This window comes from Salinispora fenicalii (assembly GCF_000514815.1).
In the GTDB taxonomy this organism is placed as follows: Bacteria; Actinomycetota; Actinomycetes; order Mycobacteriales; family Micromonosporaceae; genus Micromonospora; species Micromonospora fenicalii.
This window is the reverse complement of record NZ_AZWQ01000008.1, coordinates 48598-68609: the sequence shown is the minus strand read 5'-3', so window position 1 is coordinate 68609 and position 20012 is coordinate 48598. Positions and strand designations below refer to the sequence as shown.

Annotated in this window: 18 protein-coding genes; 15 read left to right on the top strand and 3 right to left on the bottom strand. The window is 70.7% G+C overall.

What is annotated here, in order from left to right:
* The first annotated feature begins 34 nt into the window (after window positions 1-34).
* The 8 genes from rsmD to mutM all read left to right on the top strand — a co-directional run bounded on the left by rsmD (window position 35) and on the right by mutM (window position 5392).
* Window positions 35-598, top strand: coding sequence for a 16S rRNA (guanine(966)-N(2))-methyltransferase RsmD (gene rsmD, locus B116_RS0100310; RefSeq protein ID WP_018722157.1), 564 nt, complete (start codon window positions 35-37; stop codon window positions 596-598).
* On the top strand, window positions 595-1083 hold the full coding sequence (coaD, locus tag B116_RS0100305; protein ID WP_018722156.1) for a pantetheine-phosphate adenylyltransferase: 489 nt from the start codon (window positions 595-597) through the stop codon (window positions 1081-1083). Before rsmD ends, coaD begins: the two co-directional genes overlap by 4 nt.
* 216 nt (window positions 1084-1299) lie before the next feature.
* Window positions 1300-1797: an SPFH domain-containing protein gene (locus tag B116_RS0100300; RefSeq protein WP_011905185.1), complete on the top strand. Its 498-nt coding sequence runs from the start codon at window positions 1300-1302 to the stop codon at window positions 1795-1797.
* 146 nt (window positions 1798-1943) lie between these two features.
* Window positions 1944-2507, top strand: a complete 564-nt coding sequence (locus B116_RS0100295) for a YceD family protein (RefSeq protein WP_026321708.1) — start codon at window positions 1944-1946, stop codon at window positions 2505-2507.
* A gap of 5 nt (window positions 2508-2512) precedes the next feature.
* Entirely contained in the window at window positions 2513-2686 is a 174-nt protein-coding gene (gene rpmF, locus B116_RS0100290; RefSeq protein ID WP_012181392.1) for a 50S ribosomal protein L32, read from the top strand.
* Window positions 2687-2800: 114 nt separating this feature from the next.
* Complete coding sequence (locus tag B116_RS0100285) at window positions 2801-3781, top strand: fatty acid synthesis plsX protein (RefSeq protein WP_027658857.1); 981 nt, start codon at window positions 2801-2803, stop codon at window positions 3779-3781.
* Window positions 3778-4536 (top strand): ribonuclease III, encoded by a 759-nt coding sequence (gene rnc / locus B116_RS0100280; protein WP_018722153.1) that lies wholly within the window; start codon window positions 3778-3780, stop codon window positions 4534-4536. Before B116_RS0100285 ends, rnc begins: the two co-directional genes overlap by 4 nt.
* Window positions 4529-5392 (top strand): bifunctional DNA-formamidopyrimidine glycosylase/DNA-(apurinic or apyrimidinic site) lyase, encoded by an 864-nt coding sequence (mutM, locus tag B116_RS0100275; RefSeq protein ID WP_027658856.1) that lies wholly within the window; start codon window positions 4529-4531, stop codon window positions 5390-5392. Before rnc ends, mutM begins: the two co-directional genes overlap by 8 nt.
* An 81-nt stretch (window positions 5393-5473) precedes the next feature.
* Here the strand turns inward: mutM and B116_RS0100270 are convergent, their stop codons facing one another.
* The gene (locus tag B116_RS0100270; protein WP_027658855.1) at window positions 5474-6892 is read right to left on the bottom strand and encodes a CAP domain-containing protein; all 1419 of its coding nucleotides are present in this window, start codon (window positions 6890-6892) and stop codon (window positions 5474-5476) included.
* Between the two features lie 358 nt (window positions 6893-7250).
* Between B116_RS0100270 and B116_RS0100265 the strand changes: the two genes are divergently transcribed.
* The 3 genes from B116_RS0100265 (at window position 7251) to B116_RS0100255 (ending at window position 12055) form a co-directional block, all read left to right on the top strand.
* Window positions 7251-7445 carry a hypothetical protein gene (locus B116_RS0100265; RefSeq protein WP_012181397.1) on the top strand — a complete coding sequence of 65 codons (195 nt, stop codon included), beginning with the start codon at window positions 7251-7253 and terminating at the stop codon, window positions 7443-7445.
* Window positions 7446-7838: 393 nt separating this feature from the next.
* Window positions 7839-11435: a chromosome segregation protein SMC gene (gene smc, locus B116_RS0100260; RefSeq protein WP_027658854.1), complete on the top strand. Its 3597-nt coding sequence runs from the start codon at window positions 7839-7841 to the stop codon at window positions 11433-11435.
* Window positions 11432-12055: an HAD family hydrolase gene (locus B116_RS0100255; protein ID WP_027658853.1), complete on the top strand. Its 624-nt coding sequence runs from the start codon at window positions 11432-11434 to the stop codon at window positions 12053-12055. The genes smc and B116_RS0100255 overlap by 4 nt, the downstream gene beginning before the upstream one ends.
* A 3-nt stretch (window positions 12056-12058) precedes the next feature.
* Here B116_RS0100255 and B116_RS0100250 read toward each other — a convergent pair whose 3' ends face one another.
* Together B116_RS0100250 and B116_RS0100245 are read right to left on the bottom strand one after the other, a co-directional pair.
* The gene (locus B116_RS0100250) at window positions 12059-12586 is read right to left on the bottom strand and encodes a DinB family protein (protein WP_027658852.1); all 528 of its coding nucleotides are present in this window, start codon (window positions 12584-12586) and stop codon (window positions 12059-12061) included.
* A gap of 127 nt (window positions 12587-12713) precedes the next feature.
* Complete coding sequence (locus B116_RS0100245) at window positions 12714-14486, bottom strand: alkaline phosphatase D family protein (protein WP_027658851.1); 1773 nt, start codon at window positions 14484-14486, stop codon at window positions 12714-12716.
* 144 nt (window positions 14487-14630) lie between these two features.
* Between B116_RS0100245 and ftsY the strand changes: the two genes are divergently transcribed.
* The 4 genes from ftsY to B116_RS0100225 all read left to right on the top strand — a co-directional run bounded on the left by ftsY (window position 14631) and on the right by B116_RS0100225 (window position 20009).
* Window positions 14631-15836, top strand: coding sequence for a signal recognition particle-docking protein FtsY (gene ftsY, locus B116_RS0100240; protein WP_018722146.1), 1206 nt, complete (start codon window positions 14631-14633; stop codon window positions 15834-15836).
* Between the two features lie 10 nt (window positions 15837-15846).
* Window positions 15847-16707, top strand: coding sequence for an aminoglycoside phosphotransferase family protein (locus B116_RS0100235; RefSeq protein WP_018722145.1), 861 nt, complete (start codon window positions 15847-15849; stop codon window positions 16705-16707).
* Window positions 16708-17046: 339 nt separating this feature from the next.
* Window positions 17047-18261 (top strand): right-handed parallel beta-helix repeat-containing protein, encoded by a 1215-nt coding sequence (locus B116_RS0100230; RefSeq protein ID WP_027658850.1) that lies wholly within the window; start codon window positions 17047-17049, stop codon window positions 18259-18261.
* 371 nt (window positions 18262-18632) lie between these two features.
* On the top strand, window positions 18633-20009 hold the full coding sequence (locus B116_RS0100225) for an ammonium transporter (RefSeq protein WP_027658849.1): 1377 nt from the start codon (window positions 18633-18635) through the stop codon (window positions 20007-20009).
* The last annotated feature ends 3 nt before the right edge of the window (window positions 20010-20012 follow it).

Below are 20012 nucleotides of genomic sequence, written 5' to 3'. Positions count from 1 at the left end.
TGCCGTAGCGTCGCATCATGACTAGGAGCAGGCGGTGACGCGCATCGTGGCAGGAGCGCTCGGTGGACGCCGGATCACCGCCCCGCCCGGCGCCGGCACACGGCCGACCTCCGACCGGGTCCGGGAGGCGCTGTTCAGCGCCGTTGAGGCGGCGGCCGACCTGGAGGGGGCCCGCTTCGCCGACCTCTACGCCGGCTCCGGGGCGGTGGGGCTGGAGGCGCTCTCCCGGGGCGCCGCGCACGTGCTGTTGGTCGAGTCAAACCCGCGGGCCGCCCGGACGATCCGGGCGAACATGGCCGCCCTGCGGGCCGGTCCGGCAGCCCGCCTGGTTACCGGGAAGGTCGCCACCGTGCTCGCCGCCGGCCCCGAAGAGGGCCCGTATGACGTGGTCTTCGCCGACCCGCCCTATCCGGTGTCGGACGAGGAGGTCTCCGCCATGCTCGCCGCGCTCGCCGGCGACGGGTGGTTGGCGCCCGAGGCCCTCGTCGTGGTGGAGCGGTCGAGTCGCAGTGGCCCGGTCGGCTGGGTGCCAGGTGTCACCGGCGAGCGCAGCCGCCGGTACGGCGAAACCATTCTTTGGTACGGTCGCGGATCATGAGGCGTGCGGTCTGTCCCGGCTCGTTCGACCCGGTCACCAACGGTCATCTCGACATCATCGGCCGGGCCAGTCGGCTCTTCGATGAGGTGATCGTCGGAGTGTTGATCAATCAGTCGAAGACCGGTCTGTTCACCGTTGACGAGCGCATCGACATGCTCCGCGAGGTGATCTCGTCGTACGACAACGTTCGGGTGGAGTCGTTCCGTGGTCTGCTGGTGGACTTCTGTCACGCCCAGCGGGCCAGTGTTCTGATCAAGGGGCTCCGGGCGGTCAGTGACTTCGACTACGAGTTGCAGATGGCCCAGATGAACATCGGTCTGGCGGGCGTCGAGACGCTTTTTATGCCAACCAACCCGCTCTACTCGTTTCTCTCCTCGAGTCTGGTCAAGGACGTGGCGAAGTGGGGTGGTGATATCTCCGCCCACGTGCCGGAGGTGGTCCGCGAAGCCCTGCTGGCCCGCCTCGACCCGCCGCCACGTCCCTGATTCCGTCGTCGGCGTCTCGGTTTCGTCATTGCTGGCCCGGGTGCCGTGGTCGGCGTCTCGGTTCCGGTCCGCCGACGTCAACCCCTCCCGGCGACGCGCCGGGAGGGGGCATGATGCACCGGTGGACGGCACAGCGCATCATGTGTGGGGGCGCCGAATCCGGGGTTCAACCCGCATCATTGAGATCGGCCGACGAACGACAGGAGTGAGGTACCAGTGGACCCGCTCGATCGAATCGACGAACTGATCACCATGGTGGAGCAGGCCCGCTCCGTGCCCATGTCTCGCAACAACTGCATGTTCGACCGGGGTGAGATGATCGCTGTCCTCGACGAACTGCGCGCCGAGTTGCCGGCGGACCTGCGCCGGGCCGCCGCGCTGCTCGATGAGCGAGACAAGATCATGGAGGCCGGGAAGCGGGAGGCCGACCGGATCATCGCCGAGGGGGAGACGGAACACGCCCGGCTTGTGTCGGTGAACGAGATCACCGTCTCGGCCGAGCACGAGGGCGCGCGGATCGTCGCCGAGGCGCGGGCCGAGGCGCAGCGGCTCCGGGACGAGGTGGACGACTACGTCGACACCGCGCTCGCCAACTTCGAGCAATTCCTTACCCGAGCCCTCGCCTCGATCGAGCGGGGTCGGGACAAGATGCACGCGCTCCGGGAGATCGGCACGTTCAGCGGCGAAGAGGCCGAGCGGCCGTTGAATTTCTAAGGGTCGACGATCATCGTCGCGGATGAGCCGCGCCGGAACGGGCGCGGTACGCCGCCGCCGTGGGGTGGAAACGCCCCCGGTTCGACGCTGTGGCCACCGCCCAGGTAATCTCGGGTGTCGGCCCTCCTACCGGCCGGAGTCTAACTATGCCCAAGCACACGCCTGCACCACTCGACCCCAGGGCGCCGCTGGTCCTCGACACGAGGGACCTGCCGCGTCGCCCTGGCGCGTTGCGTACGGTCCGGCGGGTGGCGGCGGCACCGGCGGACCTCGGCGTGGAGTTGATCGGCGTGCCGGAGGGTGCTGATCTCGACCTCGACCTGAGGTTGGAGTCGGTGTCCGAGGGGGTGCTCGTCTCCGGGACCATCAGTGGTCCCATCAAGGGCGAGTGCAGCCGCTGCCTGCGCGAGATCGACGACGTCGTGGCCGTCCCGATCCAGGAGCTGTACGCGTACGAGAACAGCACCACGGACATGACGGCCGACGAGGACGAGGTGGGCCGGATGCAGGGCGATCTGATCGACCTGGAGCCGGTGCTGCGGGACGCGGTGGTGTTGACGCTGCCGACCAACCCGCTCTGCCGGGAGGACTGCCCGGGCCTCTGCCCCGACTGCGGGGTGGGCTGGGCTGAGCTGCCGGCCGATCACAGTCACCAGCAGGTCGACCCGCGTTGGGCGGCCCTGTCGCAACTGACCCGTAAAGAGGAGTAAGAACCGTGGCCGTCCCCAAGCGCAAGATGTCGCGCAGCAACACCCGGTCCCGTCGGGCGCAGTGGAAGACCGCGGCGGTTGCGACCGTGGCCTGCCCGCAGTGCAAGTCCGCCAAGCTGCCGCACGCCGCCTGCTCCGTCTGCGGCACCTACAACGGCCGTCAGGTCCTTGAGGTCTGACCTGGACGACGAGTGACGCCCCCGACCTCTGGTCGGGCGGCGCGTGCGCCCAGGCGCTCGCCCGATGTCCCGGCTCCCATCGCCACCGGCTGGCCTGTTCCGGTCGAGGTCCCGGTGGAGCCGGGCATCGTGCGGATCGCCGTCGACCTCCTCGGCGGGGACGACGCTCCCGCCGTCGTGGTTGACGGCGCTCTGCGGGCCGTCCGTGCCGACCCCGATCTACACGTCCTGCTCGTCGGCCCGCCCGAGGCCGTCGGCGAGCTGACCACCGACCTTGATCCGGCCCAGCGCGACCGGATCGCGACTCGCCCCGCTGAGCGGGGAGACCACAGCACTGCCCGAGCCGGCTCCACCGTTGGCGCTGCCGTGGGCGCCGTCCGCGATGGCGCCGCCGACGCGCTCGTCTCCGCCGGTTCGACCGGTGCCACCGTCACCGCCGCCGCCCTCGGGCTTGGCCGCTGGCCCAGCGTCCGGCAGCCAGCCCTGGCCGCCACCCTGCCCGGGGTTAGCGGACCGGTGGTCCTCCTGGACGTCGGCGGCTCGTTGGAGCCCCGTCCGGCGACCCTCGCCCAGCATGCGGCGCTCGGTGCCGCGTACGCCGCCGTTACGCACGCGCTCGAGTCACCGCGGGTCGGGCTGCTCTCGATCGGCACCGAGCCCGGTAAGGGCGATCGCGCACGGCGCCTGGCCGATCCCACCCTCGCCACGGCACCGCTGCCCTGCGCCGCTCGCTACGTCGGCCTGGTCGAGGGGTATGACGTTGCGTCCGGCGCGCGCGCCGATGTGGTGGTTACTGACGGATTCACCGGTAACGTGCTGCTCAAGGCGATCGAGGGCGCGTACGCACTGACCGGTGGCCCGCCGGCTGGCGGCCGGGCTCCCCGGGCCGCTGCCCTGCTCGGTGTCGCTGGCACGGTGGTGGTGTGCCATGGTGCTGCCCACGGAGGGGACATCGCCTCGGGTATCGCGTTGGCCGCCCATCTGGTCCGGCGTGGAGCCGCCGACCAGGTCCGTGCGTTTCTTTCCGATACTGGCGCGGAAGCTCCCACGGACCGCTACGACCGCATCACCGACACCGAGGTACGCACATCATGAGCATCGACAAACGTCGGCGACCGGCCGTCGGACATCTGGAGGCGGCGTTCGGCGTGGCGCTGGACCCGGAGCTGCTGGAGCGGGCGTTGACCCACCGCTCGTACGCGTACGAGAACGGCGGTCTGCCCACCAACGAGCGGCTGGAGTTTCTCGGCGACTCGGTGCTCGGCGTGGTGATCACGACCGCGTTGTTCCACAACCACCCGGATCTGCCCGAGGGGCAGCTGGCGAAGCTGCGGGCCAGCGTGGTCAACATGCGGGCCCTCGCCGAGGTGGCCCGCGGTCTGGGGCCCACTGGCCTCGGCCCGTACCTGCTGCTCGGCAAGGGGGAGGAGAGCACCGGCGGGCGGGACAAGGCGAGCATCCTCGCCGACACGCTGGAGGCGCTGCTCGGTGCGATCTATCTCGAGAGCGGCCTGGAGACCGTGGCGAGCGTCATCCACCGCCTCTTCGACCCGCTGATGGCCGAGTCGGCTGGGCGGGGCGCGGCGTTGGACTGGAAGACCAGCCTGCAGGAGCTGACCGCCGCGCAGGGGCTGGGCGTCCCGGAGTACCGCATCGAGGGCACCGGGCCGGACCACCTGAAGACCTTCACCGCCTGGGTGGTGGTGGCGGGCCGGCGGTACGGCGGCGCGGAGGGGCGGAGCAAGAAGGAGGCCGAGCAGCGAGCCGCCGAAGCGGCCTGGCGGACGCTGACCGAGCAGACGGAGCAGGAGCCGGCTGGTGCCGGCAGCGGGGCGGCCGGCAGTGCCTGAGCTGCCGGAGGTCGAGACCGTCCGGCAGGGGCTGGCGCAGTGGGTGATCGGCCGGCGGATCGCCGAGGTGCGGGTGTTGCACCCGCGCGCGGTGCGTCGACACTCGGCCGGCGCCGCCAACTTCGCGGATGTGCTCGTCGGGACGACGGTCCGGGACGTGCGACGGCGCGGAAAGTACCTGTGGCTGCCGTTGGACAGCGGCGACGCGGTGATCGGGCACCTCGGTATGTCGGGGCAGCTGCTGCTGCAGCCGGCTGCGGCGCCGGACGAAACCCACCTCCGGGTCCGGTTCCGGTTCGCCGATGACGGACCCGAGTTGCGCTTCGTTGACCAGCGGACGTTCGGCGGGTTGTCGGTCAGCGCCGAGGGTGCGGAGTTGCCCGCGGAGATCGCACACATCGCCCGGGATCCGCTGGACCCGGAGTTCTCCGACGCCACCTTCGTCGCGGCACTACGCCGCCGCCGTACCGAGATCAAGCGGGCTCTGCTGGATCAGACGCTGCTCTCCGGCGTGGGCAACATCTATGCCGACGAAGCCCTCTGGCGGGCTCGGTTGCATGGCGCCCGGCCCGCTGACGGGCTGACTGGCCCGGCCGCGCTGCGACTGCTCGGGCACGTCCGGGACGTGCTCGGTGAGGCGATCAAGGAAGGCGGAACGAGCTTCGACGCCCTGTACGTCAACGTCAACGGCGAGAGCGGCTACTTCGACCGGGCGCTGAACGTGTACGGGCGGGTGGACCAGCCGTGCCGGCGGTGCGGTGCGCCGATTCGTCGCGAGACGTTCATGAACCGCTCGTCGTTTAGCTGCCCGCGCTGCCAGCCGCGGCCCCGTGGGCCGGCATCGGCTCGTGGCTGAACCGAAAGCACCCGGTTGAGGTACGCCGTTCGGCGTTGCTCAACCGGGCACCCGGTGGGGAGGGGCGGACGACGACCCCGGTCAACGGGGCGCGGCGAAGACCTGCGTCCAGTAGGGTCCGTTGCTGGTCGCGATGCCGACCCCGATCTCGGTGAAGGAGCAGTTCAGGATGTTCGCCTTGTGGCCGGGGCTGTTCATCCAGGCCTTCATCACCGCGGCCGGCGACTGCTGGTTCCAGGCGACGTTCTCCCCGTAGGTGCGCCACTGGTAGTTGACATCGTCGAGTCGGTCGCCGGGGCTACTGCCGTTGCTGCCGTCGTGTGACATCTTCTTGTTGTCGGCCTGATCTTGGCTGTGCCGTTGGGCGGCGGTCATCAGCTTGTCGTCGATGCTCAACGCCGCGCAGCCGGCCTTCTCGCGCTCCACGTTGGCCAGGCGAACCACCTCGGCGGCGTCCTCACTGACGTCGCCGCTGCCGTTGGCGGGCGTGGTGGTGCTACTGGTGGGGGGCGCGGTGGTACGGGTCGGGGTGGGCCGGGAGGTAGCGGTGGAGCGCGACGCCGTCGGGCTTGGCTTGCTACTCGGCGAGACCGACGGCGACGGTGTGGGCGACGTCGTGGTCGGCGTGGCGCTGGGGCTGGCCGAGGTCGGTGTCGAGCTGGGGAGTGCGCCCTCCTCGATCGGGCTCGTCGCCACGACGTCGTCGATGGCCGAGGTGGGGCTGGCCGCACCGCCACCGGAGAGGGCGACGGCGCCGACCCCGAGGCTCACCACCAGCGTGGCTGCCGCTGCGGCCCCGCCGATGAGCAACGGCCGTCGGTTCCGACGCCGATCCTCGCCGGCCGGCTGGGCACCGGTTGGCGCAGCGGCCTCCGCGACGGGCGGCATGCTGGTCGTCGGTTCGTCGGCGTACCAGCCGGTCGAATTCGGGGCCGGCCACTGTTGCCCGGTGGACTCTGGCCATCCGGCGGGGGCGGCCGCGCCATGCCAGCCTCCGGTGGGCTCGTCCTGCCCGTCGGCGTATCGCTGGTCGCTCCCGTCGCCCGGCTGGTCCTGCCGCCAGCTCTGGGTGTGCTCCCCGTGCTGCCAGCTTGGGGTGGCCTGCCAACCCTGTGTGGGCTGCTCGTGGCGGGGGTCACCGGCGGGTCCGTGGTATGGGTGCTCTGCGGCTCCCCAGCCCCGGGCGGGCTCGCCGTCGGGCCGCCAGCGCGCGGTCGGCTGCTGCCGGTCCCACTCGCCGGTGGGCTGCTCCCATGGGTTGGCGGGCTGCTCCCGGCCGCTGGTGGGCTGCTCCCATGGGTTGGTGGGCTGCACCCATTGTTCCGTGGGCTGCTCCCGGCCGCCGGCGGGTCCGTCCGGCTCGTCACCGAACAGGTAGGCGGAGCGCGGCTCCGGGCGGTCTGTCGGCCATGCTGGTTCGTCGGCCGCCGGTTCGGGTTGCCGATGGCTACCTTCCGGGTTCCTCGGGTCGTTCCAGCCGTACACGACGGTCGCCTCCACGGGTTGAGATGCGGGCCGGGGCGACGCTACGTCGCGGCCGTTGCCTGCGGCAACGTGGCTAAGAAAGAGTTAAGGGGAACCCGGACCCCGGGGGTGGGGAGTTGGCGGAAGTAGTGCGTACAGTTGGGTGGTCCGGACAGTGCATGTCCGCGCCGAAAGGCAACCCCCGTTAGGTGGACAGGTAGACGTGGAGATGGGTCACGGCCTGTAGCAACTTGACGAAGGAGGGGGTGCCGGCTCAATATGTAGGTGTCGCCAGTCGCGCCCGGTCATGCCCAGAATTTGCTGGATTGACAGTCGCGTACTAACTGGGCGCGCGTTGGCCGGCTTTTCCGGCAGCGCATATCAAGGAGTCAACATGGCGAAGGCCCTGTACGGCCACGTAGGTGCGGCGCCCGATCGGCGTCTGCTCGACGAGGTCACCCGACTGCGTGCCACGGTTCAGGCACTCGAGTTCGAGATCACGCGGCTGCGTGCCGAGAACGATCGGCTCGCGGCAGCGGCAGCCGAGGCGGACGACCTGCTCCGTCTGGCCGAGCCGGCGCTGACCTGACCCACCAGGTCAGCACCGAGCCGCAGTCCGCAGAAAACTGAATCGCACCAGGCAAGAAGCGCGCCGACACGACTGTGCCGGCGCGCGGTTCTGTGTACGCCAACACCTGGGTGGATCGTTACCTGAGTACGTGTCACCGGGGCCGGCCGTCGCCTGTGTGTCTGGTCACCTGTGCGTCCCGTCACCTAAATCGGTGCAGTGAACTCCGGAACAACGTCCCGAGTCACCGTGTCTTGATCGGATCGGGCGGGAAACCTGAATCGGATATGACCGGCAGCGGCGCCGCAGGCGGGTCGCGTGCGTGGCGGCTGCCGGCTGCGGGTTAGTCTGCGGGTTCACCAGGTCCGCGCAGCCGGGCGACGGTACGGCGGCCACCGGACGAGGATCGAGAAGGTGTATCTCAAGAGCCTGACGGTCAAGGGCTTCAAGTCCTTCGCCTCAGCGACGACGCTGAAGCTGGAACCCGGTATCACCTGCGTGGTGGGTCCGAACGGCTCCGGCAAGTCGAACGTGGTGGACGCCATCGCCTGGGTTCTCGGCGAGCAGGGCGCGAAGGCACTGCGGGGCGGCAAGATGGAAGATGTCATCTTCGCCGGCACCGCCGGGCGGGCACCACTGGGCCGGGCCGAGGTGACCCTCACCATCGACAACACCGACGGCGCGTTGCCCATCGAGTACACCGAGGTCTCGATCACCCGCCGGATGTTTCGTTCCGGCGAGAGCGAGTACGAGATCAACGGCGACTCCTGCCGGTTGCTCGACATTCAGGAACTACTCAGCGATTCCGGCATCGGCCGGGAGATGCACATCATCGTCGGGCAGGGTCGGCTCGACGGCATGCTGCACGCCAAGCCGGAGGACCGGCGGGCCTTCATCGAGGAGGCCGCCGGCGTCCTCAAACACCGCAAGCGCAAGGAGAAGGCGCTGCGGAAGCTCAACGCGATGCAGACCAACCTCAACCGGCTTACCGACCTCACCGCCGAACTGCGCCGCCAACTCAAGCCACTCGGCCGGCAGGCCGAGGTGGCCCGCCGGGCCGCGGTTATCCAGGCGAACCTGCGGGACTCCCGGCTCCGACTGCTCGCCGATGACCTCGCCACCCTCCGCGGCACCCTGGCCAAGGAGATCGCTGACGAGACCGTGCTGCGCGAGCGGCGCGAGCGGGTCGAGGCCGAGCATGCCGAGGTGCAGGCCCGCCTCGGCGAGCTGGAGGCGGCGCTCGCCGAGGACGCCCCGCTGCTCGCCGCCGCCCAGGACACCTGGTACCGGCTCTCGGCCCTGCAGGAGCGGTTCCGGTCGATGGAGCAGCTTGCCCGGGAGCGGCGGCGCCACCTCAGCGCCACGCCGGACGATGAGCGGCCAGGTCGGGACCCGGACCAGCTGGAGGCGGAGGCGGAGCACGTCCGCGAGCAGGAGGAGGAGCTTCGCGCGGCGCTCACCGACGACCAGATCCGGCTGGCGGAGGCGGTGGAGCATCGCCAGGACTTGGAGCGGCAGCTCGCCGCCGCCGAGCGGGAGCTGGTTGTGGCGGCGAAGGCCAGCGCCGACCGGCGGGAGGGGCTGGCTCGGCTGGCGGGGCAGGTCAACTCCGCCCGTGCCCGCACCGCCACCGCCGGTGAGGAGATCGAGCGCCTCACCGCCGCGTACGCGGACGCTCTGGCCCGGGCGGAACGGGCCCAGGCCGAGCTGGACGCCGTGGCGGAGCAGTCCACCGAAGCCGATCGGGACAACGCCGGCCTGGATGCCCGCCACGCCGAGGCGGTCGCTGACCAGGAGCAGGCGCAGGCGGGGGTCCGGTCGTGCAGTGACGTGGAGCGATCCGCGGAGAAGGAAGCCGCCACCTGGAAAGCCCGCGAGGAGGCACTCGCCCTGGGCCTGCGCCGAAAGGATGGCGCGGGCGCCCTGCTGGCTCGGGCGGGTGAGGTGCCGGGGCTGCTCGGCGGCCTCTCCGGGCTGCTCACCGTCGCGCCCGGGCACGAGGCCGCGCTCGCCGCTGCGCTGGATGGGCTCGCCGACGCGGTCGCGGTCAACGGCGTGGACGAGGCGGCCGAAGCGATTCGCCTACTCAAGATTGCCGATGCGGGTCGTGCTGGTCTGCTGGTCGGCAGCCCGGCTGGCCCGGGCATGGCCGGCCCGGCCGACGCGCTGCGCCCCAAGCTGCCGGACCGGGCCCAGTGGGCGCCGGATCTCGTGGAGTGCGACCCGCAGATTCGCCCCGCCGTACACCGGGCACTGCGGGATGTCGTCCTCGTCCCCGACCTCGCCACCGCCGCCGAGGTCATCGGCGAGAATTCCGAGCTGCGGGCGGTCACCCCGGAGGGGGACGTGCTCGGGGCGTACGCCGCCGCTGGCGGGTCGGCCAAGGCACCGAGCTTCATCGAGGTACAGGCCGCCGTGGAGGAGGCACGGACCCATCGTGCCGCCGCCGAGCGGACCGCTGCGCAGCTGCGTGAGCAGCTGGTGCAGGCGCGGGCCGAGGTGGCCGTGGCGAAGGAGGCGGTGCAGCAGGCCGCCGCCGCGAAGCGGGAGGCCGAGAGCCACCGGAACGCCGCCGCTCGCCGTCTCGCCGAACTGGGGGCCGCGGCGCGGTCGGCGCGGGCCGAGACCGAACGGCTCGGTGCGGCCCGCTCCCGCGCGGTCGAGGCCCGCGAGCGGGACCTCACCACCCTCACCGAGCTGGCGGAGCGGTTGCGGCTGGCCGAGGAGGCGCCGGTGGACGCCGAACCCTCCACCGAGGAGCGCGACGAGCTCGCCGCGGCCCTCCCCCGAGCCCGGCAGAACGAGCTGGAGGTACGGCTGGCGGTACGGACCGCCGAGGAGCGGGTCTCCTCGATCGCCGGCCGGGCCGACTCACTACGCCGGCAGGCCACGGCCGAGCGGGCCGCCCGGGAGCGGGCGGCGGCGCGGCGGGCGGTGCGGACCCGGGGCGCCGCGGTCGCCGAGGCGGTGGCCGCCGGAGCACACACGGCGCTGGCCCGGCTCGACGTCTCCATCGACCAGGCGGCTCAGCAGCGGGACGCCGTGGCCAACCAACGTGCCGCCCGGGAGGCCGAGCTCGCCGAGGTACGCGGCGCCGCGAAGCGCCTCGGTGCGGAGCTGGAGCGGCTGACCGGCCAGGTGCACCGCGACGAGGTCGCCCGCGCCGAGCAACGGTTGCGGATCGAGCAGCTGGAGGCGAAGGCGGCCGAGGACTTCGGCCTGGACCTGGCGACCCTGATCGCCGAGTACGGTCCGGACCAGCCGGTTCCGCCGACCGACGCCGAGGTCGCCGCCGCGCAACGGGACGGCCTGCCCGTGCCCGAGCCGGTCGGGTACGAGCGGGCGGTGCAGGAGAAGCGGGCCGCCAAGGCGGAGCGGGAACTGACCCTGCTCGGCAAGGTCAACCCCCTCGCGTTGGAGGAGTTCGCGGCGCTGGAGGAGCGGTACAAGTTCCTCTCCGAGCAGCTGGAGGACCTGAAGGCCACCCGGCGGGATCTGCTGACCGTGGTCAAGGACGTGGACGACCGGATTCTGGCGGTCTTCGCCAGTGCGTTCGCCGACACCGCCCGGGAGTTTGAACAGGTCTTCAGCGTGCTCTTCCCCGGCGGCGCGGGGCGGCTGGTCCTCACCGAACCCGACGACCTGCTCACGACCGGGGTCGAGGTGGAGGCCCGCCCGCCGAGTAAGAAGATCAAACGGTTGTCGCTGCTCTCCGGCGGGGAGCGGTCGCTGACCGCGGTGGCGATGCTGGTGGCGATCTTCCGGGCTCGGCCCAGCCCCTTCTACATCATGGACGAGGTGGAGGCCGCGCTCGATGACGTGAACCTGGGCCGCCTGCTCACGCTGCTCGCGCAGCTGCGGGAGAAGAGCCAGCTGATCGTCATCACGCACCAGAAGCGGACGATGGAGGTCGCGGACGCGCTCTACGGCGTGACCATGCGCAACGGGGTTACCCAAGTAATCAGCCAGCGGCTCGACCGAGCCGGGGGCGGGCAGGAGGATAGCGAGTGAGTCGGGAACGAGCGACGGCGTTGTTGGTGGACTTCGATGGGGTGCTGCGCCGCTGGGACCCGGCGGTCGCCGCCGGCGTCGAGCGGTCGTACGGGCTCACCGAAGGTGTCCTCGACGAGATCGCGATGTCCTGGGGGCTGCTCCAGCCGGTACTGACCGGCCAGGTGAGCCACGCCGAGTGGATGGCCAGCGTGGCCGCGGCGTTGACCCCGTCGGTGGGGGAGCAGCAGGCCCAGGCGGCTGTGCACGAGTGGCAGCGCTACCGGGGCGAGGTCGACCCGCAGGTGCTGACGTTCGTCCGGGAGGTCCGGGCGTCCGGGGTCCCGGTCGGGCTCGCCACGAACGCCACCGACCTGCTCGACGCCGACCTTGCCGCCCTCGGGCTCGAGGATGAACTGGACGTCGTGGTCAACTCGTCGGTCGTTGGTGTGCACAAGCCGGCGCAGGAGTACTTCCAGGCGGCCTGCGAGGCGCTGCGCACCTCGCCGTCGCGGGTGCTGCTCGTGGACGACAACGACCGGGTGGTCGCGGGGGCCCGGGTGGCCGGCCTGTCGGCGCACCGTTGGAGCGGCCCCGGCGACCTGCGCTACCTGCGGGCCGCCCTGACCCCGGCCGCCTGACGGTCAGTCTCCGGTGACGCCGTCGAGGCGTTCCCGGATCAGGTCGGCGTGGCCGTTGTGCCGGGCGTACTCCTCGATCATGTGGAGGTAGACCCAGCGCAGGCTGAGCTGGTAGCTGCTGCCGTCCCGCCGGCGCATCGTGAACTCCTCGTCGAGATCGCGCCCGGCGGCGGCGTCGTCGGCGGCCGCGATCTCGGCCCGGAGCGCGGCGAAATCGGCCTCCGGGTCGGCGGTCTCCACCCGGAACTCAGCGTCCGGATCAGCGGTGAAGTCGAACAGGTCGGGCAGGTCCTGCCCGGCGAAACGCTGCCGGAACCAGGCCCGTTCGACGTAGGTCATGTGCCGAACCAGGCCGAGGAGGGAGAGCGTGGACGGTTCGACGCTCGCGATGCGTAGCTGGTCGGCGGTCAGGTCGACGCACTTGTGCAGCAGGGTGTCCCGGTGGTAGTTGAGCCAGCCGGTGAGCAGGGCGCGTTCCGCACCGAGCTCGGGCTCGGTTCGGCGGTCGATCTTAGGTGCTGTCCAAGTCATGCCCGAATCCTCGCGCAGCGGGTCCGGGACGAGCGCACCACCCCGGCGGGAGCTCGTGCCGGCGCCATGTGAACCGGACCCGGCGCCGTCCCGGCGAGCCGGGACCGCCTTCGGTGTTGGCCGGGCGTCAGTCGCTGGTGAGCTGGTGGCGCATCACCTCCTGCAGCGCACCCGCGCTGGTGGTGCCCGCGATCGTCACCTCGGCCGACCGCCCGTCGTGTCGCAGGGTACCGATGGCGTTGCCGAAGTACGGCCCGGCCAGCTTCGTCCAGCGCAGCGCCGGCCGGCGGATCCCGGCGGTACGGGACAGCGCTCGGGCGGCCAGGGCCAGAGCAGGTGACCAGCCCAGCCGCAGCGGTAGCCGCATCGCGTCCGGCACCTGGTTGTGCAGCGGGGAGCAGGTGAGCTGGTGTACCGGGGTGACCACCGCGGGATCGGCGAACCGGGCCCGGGCCACGTACGAGTGGTGCACGTCGCCGCTGAGGACACTGATCGACGCTGGCCGCGGGGCGCCGGGGTCACGCTCCGCCGGTTGCCCGGGCTGCGCCGATTGTCCGGGTTGCCCGGTCCATCCGGTCTGCCCGATCTCACGACGAGTCCGGATCGCCCGCTCCGGCGTGCCGCCACCGACCCGGGCGAAGAGGGCACCGAGCGCGTCGAAGGAGTGCCGGAACGCCGCCCAGTGCTCGAGGTCAACAGCGCGGCGCAGCTTCTCCGCCGCCTCGGCCACCCAGCGCCGGTGGGAGTCGGCGAGCACCTCGTTCCACGCCTCCACATGGTGGACGCCCGGTGGAAGCAGCCAGGGCAGGGACGAGCCCAGGACCAGGTGGTCGTAGTTGCCGTGGGCTTGGTCGACCAGCCAGGACCACTCGCCCGGCGGCAGCATCGCCCGCCGGCCCGGCTTCAGCACCCGGCCGCACCGGTTGTCGAGCATGACCAGGCGGGTTCGGCCGACATCGAGCGCGAAGCTCCACCGGTACCGCACCGCCCGTCGCTGTGCGGGTTCGTGCGCGAGGTTGGATTCCTGGTCGACCTGCTGACCGAATTCACGGAGCGTATCGGTGGCGTCCGCGGCGGCGGTCACCTTCGCGTAGAGCGGGTCGGCCGCAACCTCCTCCGGGGCGAGGTTGCCGAGGTGCTGGTAGACCCAGTAGGAGGCGAGCCCGCTGCTGATGCGCTCGCTCCACCAGGGCTGGGCGCGGGCGTCCGCGCGCCAGGCGGCGGAGGTGTTCCAGTCGTCCACGATCTCGTGGTCGTCGAAGATCATGACGCTCGGCACGGTGGAGAGCAGCCAGCGGGTCTCCGGGGCCCGCCACGACTCCAGGTAGAGCTTGGTGTACTCGTCGAAGCTCACCACCTGGTCGACCGGCGCGCCCACCGGCCGCCGGCGCCGCCGCCGGAGCAGCCGCCGTACGGTCGGTGAGGTCTCGTCGGCATACACCTGGTCGCCGAGGAGCACCAGCAGGTCGGGCAGGTCCGCCGGGTCGCCGGTGGCGGCCAGCCCGCGGGCGTACGCGTCGAGCGCGTCCGGGGGCAGCCGGTGGGCGGTGGCGTGCTGGGTGGATTCCCGGCACGAGCCGAACACCAGGCGTACCGGCTGGTCCCGGTCGTCGGCGGCCCGGGTGCGGATGACGCTGGGGCGGTACGGTCCCGGCAGTGGCCAGACCGGCTCCCCGTCGAGCAGCACCTCGTAGCTGCTGGCGGTGTCGGGGGTCAGCCCGGAGACCACGACCAGGGCGTAGTGGTGCTGGTAGGCGGAGAAGGTGGGCGCGGTGCCGGTGGCGCCGTCGGCGGTACGGACGGTGACCGTCGTTGGGGCGCTGGTCTCCACCCAGATGGTGGCCTGCGTGCCGACCACCCGGCGAAGCAGTGGGCCGACGAGCAGGTCTGCGGCGGACATGGTGGGCCTCCCGATGAGCGTGTCGTCCTGCCTCCCCGGCCGGCGGGCGCAGCACTGCGGTGCGGACGAGCCTATTGCCCGCCGGTTTCCGGCGGGGGTGCGGTGGTGGAGACGCAGTCGCCCGCGTCTGACAGGATTTCGGGCATGACGGATTACCTCCTCATCGCACTCGCCCTGCTCGGCGTGCTGATTCTCGGCACCGTCGGGCTGGTGGCGCCGAAGTTGCGCCGCCGTCGGGAGCCCCCGTTGCCGACGACGGAGGTCGAGACCCGCGCCGAGGAGGACCTTGCCGGACCGCCGGTCGAGGCGGCCGAAGCGGAGCCGCCCATCGGGATCCTGGTCGAGCCGCCGCCGGCTCCCCCGGTGCCGGTGCCGGAGGTCCCGGTTGAGGTCCCGGTCGAGGTCCCGGAGCCGACCGCCGGACGGTTGGTCCGGCTCCGCTCCCGACTGTCCCGCTCGCAGAGCGTGTTCGGCAAGGGGCTGCTGGGCCTGCTCAGCCGGGACCGCCTCGACGAGGAGACCTGGGAGGAGATCGAGGACAGCCTGATCACTGCGGATGTCGGCATCGACTCCACCCGGGAGATCGTTGACCGGCTCCGCGAGCGGACTCGGGTGCTCGGCACCCGTACCGTCGCTGAGCTGCGCACGCTGCTCGCCGCCGAGTTGGTCAACGCCCTCGACCCGGAGCTGGACCGCGCCCTGCACACCGCGCCGAAGGACGGTGTGCCGGCGGTGCTGTTGGTGGTGGGGGTCAACGGGGCCGGGAAAACCACCACGTGCGGCAAGGTTGCTCGGGTGCTGGTGGCGGATGGCCGGAGTGTGATTCTCGGCGCGGCCGACACGTTCCGCGCCGCCGCCGCGGACCAGCTGGAGACCTGGGCCGGCCGGGTCGGGGCGGAGACCGTCCGGGGCCCGGAGGGGGCTGACCCGGCCAGCGTCGCCTTCGACGCGGTCAAACGCGGGATCGAGACCGGGGTGGACACGGTGTTGGTCGACACCGCCGGCCGGCTGCAGAACAAGGTCGGCCTGATGGACGAGCTGGGCAAGGTCAAGCGGGTGGTGGAGAAGCATGGTCCGATCGACGAGACGCTGCTGATCCTCGACGCCACCACCGGCCAGAACGGTCTGGAACAGGCGCGGGTCTTCACCGAGGCGGTGGACGTGACCGGCGTCGCGCTCACCAAGCTCGACGGCACCGCCAAGGGTGGCATCGTGATCTCCGTGCAGCGCAAGCTGGGTATCCCGGTGAAGCTGGTCGGCCTCGGCGAAGGCAAAGACGACCTGGCTCCGTTCGACCCCGCGCAGTTCGTGGACGCGTTGCTGGGCGTCGAGACCGGGCCGGACGTGTAACCCCACGGTGATGAATGACGATCGCGTCCACGCGGGGTGGCGCGACCGCCCGACGTCCCGCCTCGGGCGGCCCTATGTGATGGCCCATGAGATCCCGCTGCACGGCGGCAACGTGAGCACGGTGGTCCGGGTCGGGGACACGGTCCGGCGCAACGCCGGTCCGTGGACCCCGTCGGTGCACGCCCTGCTGCGGCACCTGGAGTACGCGGGCTTCACCGGCGCCCCCCGGGCACTGGGGATGGATGAGCGCAACCGCGAGGTGCTGTCGTACCTGGAGGGGGAGTGCGGGGAGTATCCGCTGGCCCCGCACTGGGTCACCGACGAGGCGCTGGTGACGGTCGCCACGATGCTGCGGATGTTCCACGACGCGCAGTACGGGCTCGTCCTGCCGGAGGGGGCGGTGTGGCGTTCCTTCGGCCCGTCGCCGGAGAACGAGGTGATCTGCCACCACGATGCCGCCCCGCACAACGTCATCTGGCGCCCGGACGGCACCCTCGGCATGATCGACTTCGATCTCGCCTCGCCGGGCTCCCGCATCTACGACGTCGCGTACGCGGCCTGGACCTGGGTGCCGCTCTTCGCCGACCGGGACTCGATCACCCTCGGATGGCGGCGCCCGGACCGGCCGCGGCGGCTGCGGCTCTTCGCCGACGCGTACGGGCTGATCCCGCGCGACCGGCATCGGCTGGTCCGTACTATCCGTAAGCGGATCGTTGACCACGTGGAGGGCATCCGGCGGATGGCCGCCGCCGGGGATCCGGCCTTCGTGCGGATCGTCAACCGGGGCCACCTTCGCCGTCCGATGCGAGACCTGCGTCTGCTCGAATACGAGCGGCACATTCTTGAGGGCGCGCTTCGGGCTCCGGGGTAGTCGTTCGGTGCCGTTGGTAGCGGCCGGAGTTGGGTGCCGGCACGGCGAGAGCTGGTGGGTGGGTGCCCTGCGCCGACGTGTCCGTCTAGACATTACGCACATATGGGTAGCTGTTTCAGGTTCATGTTCATTTGGGCTTTATGTCGGTTTTGCTTCGGTGGTGGCTGCTACGACCTACCTGGTAGCCGAGGAGCGCCAACCGGCCTACCGGTGTGCGTTCCGCGTTGACGACGGGGAAGGGCACCGAACGACATGAACCATCAGCACCGCACACACGAACCTGGTCGCCCCGGCGGGGGCCGGGCGAGACCACGATGGTGGGCCGTCGGGCTCGCCGGTGTGACCGGCCTGGCCCTCACCGTCACCAGTGGCATCGCCGCCTCCGCTGCTGGTGCGGACGGGAGCGCCGCTGCCACCACCGGAAAGCACTCGACGGGCATCCCCGTCCCCTGCGACACGGACAAACTGATCTCCGCGATCGCCCTTGCCAATGCCCGGGGCGGCGCACTCCTCGACCTCGCCAAGGACTGCACCTATCTGCTCACCGCCGAACTCGACGATGCCGGCCTTCCCACCATCACCACCCCGATCACCCTCAACGGCGGAAAACACACCACCATTGAACGCGCCGCCGCAGTCGACCCGTTTCGCATTCTCGCCGTGGACGTCGGTGGTGACCTCACCCTCACACACCTCACCGTCACCGGCGGGCAGACCGCCGGAGGCGACGGCGGTGGCCTCCTGGTGAACGCTGGTGGCCGCGCCACCCTAAAGCACGTCGAGGTCGTGAACAACGTGTCCGACCAGAACGGTGGAGGTGTGGCCAGCAGTGGAACGGTTGTCGCCGAGCACTCCAGCATCAGCCGCAACACCGCCGCCGTGAATGGTGGTGGGGTCCACACCACGGGTCAGCTCACCGTCGGCTCCGCACGGGTGGACAAGAATACGGCTAGCATCGCGGGTGGTATAGGAAGCGCCGTTGGTGGTGGTGCGATCCGAATTGAACACAGTTTCATCACGGGAAATCGAGCCCAAACCATCGGAGGCATCCAGCTCGCCGAGGTCGGCTATATCGCCGATTCCAAGATTGCGGACAACACCGCCGGCGACACGGGGGGCGTCGCGGTATTCGGTCAGACCACGATGCGACGCGTCGGCATCCTCAACAACACCGCGACCGAGTTCGACACGGGCGGGCTGTTCGTCGCGGCGGGGATTCCGGTGCCCCCCGCGGCGGTCCTCGAGGACAGCCGGGTAGCAGGCAACACCGCTGTCATCAACGGTGGGGGAATCCTCAACAGTGGGCAGGTAGTACTGCGGCGGACCTCGGTCGCCGGCAACCAGGCAGGCGAAGAGGGCGGTGGAATCTTCAACTCCGCCGTCGGTACGGCCACCCTGTCCACTTCCAAGATTGTGAAGAACGTTGCTGTCACCGATGGAGGCGGCATCTTCAACGCGGCGGGTGGAACGGTGAACCTGAACACCGCCACCGGCACCGTCGTGGCGAAGAACAGGCCGAACAACTGCGTCAACGTACCCGGTTGTTCCGGGTAGCGGGCCGGACACGTCGGATTCACCAAGGCCCCGTTCCTGCCGATTTCGGTGAGAACGGGGCCGCTGCTTTTCTGCGTCACAGGGAAGGGGGCCCAAGTTGGGCCCGGTGTTCGCCACCTGCGGCATCGGAGGTTCAGTGGAGCCCCAGACCCTGCTCTGGGGCTGCGCTGGGTCGGCAATCGGCCGGTCCCGGCATCATCCGTTTGGTTGGTCGAGGCCCGCTTCACACGTACGAAACAGGTCGTCACCGCCTGGAAATCGATGGGTGACGCTACCGGAAACAGGGAACGAGCAGGCTTCCGGGTAACCGGTGGACGGGCAGCGCTGCCTCGGAAGCCGTTAAGGAGGGAACTTCACCTTAGGAGGCCAGCGTGCCTGAAGCACCGACCATCGACACCGGTAACACCGCGTGGCTGCTGGTGTCGAGCGCGATCGTGCTGCTCATGACGCCCGGACTGGCGCTGTTCTACGGCGGCCTCAACCGGGCCAAGGGCGTCCTCAATATGATCATGATGAGCTTTTCCGCGATCGGGCTCGTCAGCATTCTCTGGTTGTTCTACGGCTTCTCCGCTGCTTTCGGTACGGATCAGGGCGGGGTCATCGGCGACCTCGGCCAGTACCTCGGCACCAAGACCTTCATGGCGGAGACCGACCTGTGGGGCGAGACCGGCATTCCGCTCTACGTCTTCATGGCATTCCAGATGATGTTCGCTGTCATCACGGTCGCCCTGATCAGCGGTGCGATCTCCGACCGGGCCAAGTTCTCCGGCTGGCTGCTGTTCGTGGTCGGCTGGGCGAGTCTGGTCTACTTCCCGGTCGCCCACTGGGTCTGGGGCGGCGGATTCATCGGTGCGGAGCTCGGCGCGCTCGACTTCGCCGGTGGGACCGCGGTGCACATCAACGCCGGGGCGGCGGCGCTGGCCCTGGTGCTGGTGCTGGGCCGGCGGCTCGGCTGGCCCCGGGAGACGATGAAGCCGCACAACGTTCCCATGGTCGCGCTCGGTGCCGGCCTGCTCTGGTTCGGCTGGTTCGGCTTCAACGCCGGCTCCGAGTTGACCGCGGACCTGACCACGGGGCTGGCCTTCATCAACACCCAGGTGGCGACCGCCGCCGCCGTACTCGGCTGGTTGGTGGTGGAGAAGGCGCGGGACGGTCGGCCGACCCTGGTCGGCGCCTCCTCCGGCGCCATCGCCGGACTGGTCGCGATCACCCCGGCCTGCGCCTTCATCACTCCGTGGGCCGCGGTGCTGCTCGGCCTGGTCGCCGGTGCGGTCTGCGCGTTGGCGGTGAGCCTGAAGTATCGGCTGGGCTTTGACGACTCCCTCGACGTCGTCGGCGTGCACTTCGTCGGTGGCTGGATCGGTTGCCTGTGGATCGGTCTCTTCGGCACGTCGTCGGTCAGCTCGCTCGTCAGCGACGAGGGCCTCTTCTACGGGGGTGGGGTGGCCCAGCTGGGCGTCCAGGCGCTGAGCGCGTTGATCGTCACCGGCTACTCCTTCGCGGTGGCGTTCGTCCTCGCCCTCGTCCTGGAGAAGACGATCGGTTTCCGGGTCAGCAAGGAGGCCGAGGTCGAGGGGATCGACATCGCCGAGCACGCCGAGAGCGGCTACGACCTCTCGCCCGCCGCCGGTTCCGCCGGTGGGGGCGCGTTCGCGGCGGCGGGCCTGGCCGGCGGGAAGCCGGTCGGGGAGAGCAGCGCCGCGGAGCAGCAGGTCGCGTCGGCCTCGTCGGCGGGAGGTCGGCGGTGAGCG

Bases quoted from the DNA above. Each gene is read 5' to 3' on its own strand.
- coaD (WP_018722156.1), top strand. From the start codon at position 595: ATGAGGCGTGCGGTCTGTCCCGGCTCGTTCGACCCGGTCACCAACGGT.
- B116_RS0100295 (WP_026321708.1), top strand. From the start codon at position 1,944: ATGCCCAAGCACACGCCTGCACCACTCGACCCCAGGGCGCCGCTGGTC.
- rnc (WP_018722153.1), top strand. From the start codon at position 3,778: ATGAGCATCGACAAACGTCGGCGACCGGCCGTCGGACATCTGGAGGCG.
- B116_RS0100250 (WP_027658852.1), bottom strand. From the start codon at position 12,586: ATGACTTGGACAGCACCTAAGATCGACCGCCGAACCGAGCCCGAGCTC.
- B116_RS0100265 (WP_012181397.1), top strand. From the start codon at position 7,251: ATGGCGAAGGCCCTGTACGGCCACGTAGGTGCGGCGCCCGATCGGCGT.
- B116_RS0100245 (WP_027658851.1), bottom strand. From the start codon at position 14,486: ATGTCCGCCGCAGACCTGCTCGTCGGCCCACTGCTTCGCCGGGTGGTC.
- ftsY (WP_018722146.1), top strand. From the start codon at position 14,631: ATGACGGATTACCTCCTCATCGCACTCGCCCTGCTCGGCGTGCTGATT.
- B116_RS0100235 (WP_018722145.1), top strand. From the start codon at position 15,847: ATGAATGACGATCGCGTCCACGCGGGGTGGCGCGACCGCCCGACGTCC.